We start from the raw sequence: 3,728 nt of genomic DNA, 5'->3' as shown, positions 1-3,728 counted from the left end.
CGGGTCAGGGCTCGCCGCGGAGACCTCGCCGGAGCTGGTCCAGGTGGTTGTCGTCGTGCCAGGCCATGAGCGTGAGGAAGCCGTCGATGGTGAAGCGGCCCCGGGTGGGGTGGATGCCGCCGCGCTGCCACTGCTCCGGGGTGAGCCCACGCAGGAACTGGAGCGACTCATCACGGCGCCGCCGGAAGGCGGCCAGCGCCTGGCCGGCCTCGTTCCGGAGGTACTGGCGCTCTTCGGCCCATCGGTCGGGGTCGGGGGGGAGCAACGTCGGGTCGTCCATGGCCATGATCGTCTGGAAGCGCGCCATGAAGACCTCTTCGGTGTCCCGGAGGTGGCAGACGACCTCCTTGGGGGCCCAGCTCTTGGCATCCGGACGGCGCGCCAGGACCGCCTCGGGCTGTCCCGCGACGGCGGCGGCCAGGTCGTCGGCGGTGCGCGTCAGCCGGCCGAGCCGCTCCTCGCGGGGCTGCTTGGCGACCTCCTCCATCGTCGGGATCGGCATCGTCGTCTCCTTTCCGAGCTCATCGGAGGGGGCCTCGACGGCCCCTCCGAAACTCTCAGGAGCCTGTCGGGGCAACCCGGCGCTGACCACCGAGCGCGTGGCGCATCGGGCAGCGCTCCGCGCGGCGGCTGTGCCGTCGCAACCGAGGGGGGGCCTCGGGGGGTCTCCCGAGACCCCCCCGACCAACTAGATCACGCCGCGGCCGCGGAGCCCTTCCAGCTCCGAGACCGGCAGCCCCAGGTAGCGGGTGTAGATCGCCACGTTGTCGGCACCTACCGGCCGGCACGCCCACTTGACCCGCGGCGGTGTCGCCGACATCTTCCACGGCGGGGCCTGGAGGAGCAGCGTCCCGTAGTGCGCGTCCTCGATCCGCTGAAAGACCCCCCGCTCCCACCAGTGCGACTCGGCCAGCGTGTCCTTGGGACTGTTCACCCGGGCGGTCGCTACCGTGCCGGGGCCGCGCTTCTGCAGCATGTAGTCCATCACGCGCTCGAGGACCTCCTGCGAGGTCAGCCCGGCTGACCATCCCTCGAGCTCCCGGTGGATGTCGGGCTGCTTGTCGGCGGCCGTGCGGTCACGCACGGTCGGGAAGCGCTCCTTGAGCTCGGGGCGGCCCATGATGTTGGTGAGTCCCGTCCAGTTGACGTCGGAGAACCCCGCGATGAACGAGTAGCCGTCCTTGGTCTTGATGAGCGTGTAGGGGAAGACCGAGATGTTGAAGGCTCCCGTCCGCTCCCAGACCTGCCGGTGAGAGTGGTACCAGTGGACGCCGTAATCGGTCATCCGCATCTCGCCCTCGGCCGGCGAGATGTCGCAGAGCTGCCCCTGCCCCGAGGTCGCCCGCCAGGCGAGGGCGGCCAGCGCCGCGAACGCGGCCCAGCCGCCACCGACGTACCACCCGGCCCAGGAGCCTTGCCGCGTCGGGACCGTGTGAGGCTGCGGGCCTCCAGGCCCCTCCGCCTCCCCGGTCGTGTAGGGCACCCCGGACAGCGCCTGATTGGTCACGTCGTGGTCGGGGATCGGGGAGGCCGCCCGTGGCCCGAACTGGCCATAGGTCGAGAGGGCCACGTACACGAGGCCGGGATTGAGCAGGCTCAGCTGGCGGTAGCCGAGGCCCCAGCCGTCCATGACGCCCGGGCGAAAGGTCTCGATCAGGACGTCGGCCTTCGCGGCGAGCCGGCGGAGCAGCAGGCGTCCCTCCGGCGTCTCGAGGCTCAGCGTCACGTGATGCTTGTTGCGACCCTCGACGAGGTAGGCGAGCCCGGTGCCGTGATGCGTGAGGCCGTCGGGCGAAAAGGCGCGGGCCGGGTCGCCGCCGGGCGGCTCGACCCGGATCACGGTGGCACCGAACTCGGCGAGGATCGACGAGGCGAAGAGGCCGGCGAAGTTCGCCTGAGAGCAGTCGAGCACGAGGAGGTCGTCGAGCGCCTCGGGCTTGGCCCGGGCGTGGGCCGGATCGGTGAGCGCCCGGGCGTACTCCGTCCAGGGAAGCGTCGGGTCCGGAGCCGGAGGTGTCATCACGGCCTCCTCACACGGCCGGCCGGTCGGCGCGGACGTCGTCGGGCGGCTTGGCGCCCAGCCGGTCCGCCCAGCGCCCGACCACGCCCTGGGCCTCGAGGGCTTCCATCTCCGAGGGGGTGAGGCCGAGGATCGTGCGGAACACGTGCTCGTTGTGCCAGCCGACGGGTCGCGCCGCCCAGCGGACGCGGCCCGGGGTCGCCGAGAGCTTCGGGGCCGGCCCCTGTTCCACCATCGGACCGTAGAGCGGGTCCTCGTAGTCCCAGACGGCCCCTCGGGCGCGGAGATGGGGGTCATCGTAGCGATCCGCCGCGCTCGTGACGCGGGCGGCCGCGAATCCGTGCTTCTCCGAGAGCGCCTCGAGGTCGGCCCGAGGCCGGTCGGTCGCCCATTCCCGCACCCGGGCGAGGATGGCCGCCGCGTTCGCCGGCTCCAGACGCGCCGCCAGGGTCGCGTACTGCGGATCCTCGGCGAGCGCGGGGGTGCCCATGGCGTGGCACAGGCCGCGGAACTCGGTGTCGGTGACGGCGGCGATCGCCACGAACCCGTCGCGGCAGCGCACGATGTCGGCCATCCCGAGCGCGCGATCCCGGTTGCCGGCCGGGCCGCGGTTCTCCCCGGTCAGCCCGGCCAGCACCCAGGTCCAGTCGAGGGAGCGGATGAGCCCCTCCGACTGCGCGTAGTCGATGAGCTGCCCCTGCCCGCTCCGTCGCCGGTGATGGAGCGCCACCAGCGCCGCGGTGGCCGCCATCAGGGCCCCGAACCAGTCCCCGATGAAGATCCCGCACGTGATCGGAGGGCGGCCGGGAAAGCCCGTGATCCCGATCATCCCGGAAACCGTCTGGGCCACGGCGTCGTAGGACGCGCGGCCGAGGGCGAAGGGCCCCCATTGCCCGAACCCCGAGTTGGCGACGTAGACCAGCCGGGGGTTCAGCTCCGACAGTGCTCGGTAACCGATGCCCCATCGGTCCAGCGTTCCCGCCCGGAAGTTCTCGACCATGATGTCGGCGCGCGCCGCCAGCCGCTTGAAGAGGGTCTTGCCCTCATCCTTGTGGAGGTCGATGCCGACGTGGAACTTGGAGTGGTTCTCGGGGAAGAAGCCCAGGGAGGCGTTCTTCCAGAACGTCCCCCGCGGGGTGACGTAGCGCATCGTATCCCCGGCCGGCGGCAGCTCCACCTTGATCACCTCGGCGCCGAACTCGCCGAGGAAGTCCGCCGTCGAGGGACCCAGGATCAGCGTGGTGAGCTCGAGGACGCGGATCCCTTTGAGCGCCTCGGGCTTGTCGAAGATCTTCTTCCGGTCGAAGAGCTCGGCCGTCCACCGGAAGTAGCCGCTGTCCGCCATGAGTCCCTTCCTCCACGGTGATGTCGAGAATCGGCCCGAGAACCGTAGCAGATCGGGCCGACCGAGACAAGCAGACCCCCGTCCTTCCGGGGGGCGCTCGCCGATCAGGGCTAGCCCTGGGACAGGACTGGACGGAGCCGGGCCAGGAAGGCCTCGCCGGCCCGGTCATCCGTCACGAGGTCGATCAGGTCGGGGCGCGCGACGCCCACCCCGACTTCCACCGCCCGCGCGAGCTGCTCCTGCCGGAAGATGGGGCCCCTCGACACGGCGCGGGTGGTCCCGTAGAGACGCAGGATCGCCACGCCGATCGCATCCACCGCCACGCGATCGGTCCCCGCGACGATCACGCCCGGGGCGACCCGG

4 protein-coding genes are annotated in these 3,728 nt (G+C 71.6%); all 4 read right to left on the bottom strand.

The window, feature by feature from the left end:
* Nucleotides 1-4: 4 nt before the first annotated feature.
* Nucleotides 5-502, bottom strand: a complete 498-nt coding sequence (locus tag VGW35_16045; protein ID HEV8309171.1) for a DinB family protein — start codon at nucleotides 500-502, stop codon at nucleotides 5-7.
* 186 nt (nucleotides 503-688) lie between these two features.
* A complete protein-coding gene (locus VGW35_16040) occupies nucleotides 689-2,020 on the bottom strand; it encodes a CoA transferase (GenBank protein HEV8309170.1) in 1,332 nt (443 codons plus the stop codon).
* A gap of 10 nt (nucleotides 2,021-2,030) precedes the next feature.
* The gene (locus VGW35_16035; protein HEV8309169.1) at nucleotides 2,031-3,365 is read right to left on the bottom strand and encodes a CoA transferase; all 1,335 of its coding nucleotides are present in this window, start codon (nucleotides 3,363-3,365) and stop codon (nucleotides 2,031-2,033) included.
* A gap of 110 nt (nucleotides 3,366-3,475) precedes the next feature.
* A partial coding sequence (locus VGW35_16030) for a hypothetical protein (GenBank protein HEV8309168.1) occupies nucleotides 3,476-3,728 on the bottom strand: 253 nt, incomplete at its 5' end.

Source organism: Candidatus Methylomirabilota bacterium (assembly GCA_036005065.1).
Taxonomy (GTDB): Bacteria; Methylomirabilota; Methylomirabilia; order Rokubacteriales; family DASRDR01; genus DASYQW01.
Note: the sequence above shows the minus strand (reverse complement) of the source record. Positions and strands in the feature narration are given on the sequence as shown.

Coding starts and splice junctions, on each gene's coding strand:
- VGW35_16040 (HEV8309170.1), bottom strand. CDS start 2,020: ATGACACCTCCGGCTCCGGACCCGACGCTTCCCTGGACGGAGTACGCC.
- VGW35_16035 (HEV8309169.1), bottom strand. CDS start 3,365: ATGGCGGACAGCGGCTACTTCCGGTGGACGGCCGAGCTCTTCGACCGG.
- VGW35_16045 (HEV8309171.1), bottom strand. CDS start 502: ATGCCGATCCCGACGATGGAGGAGGTCGCCAAGCAGCCCCGCGAGGAG.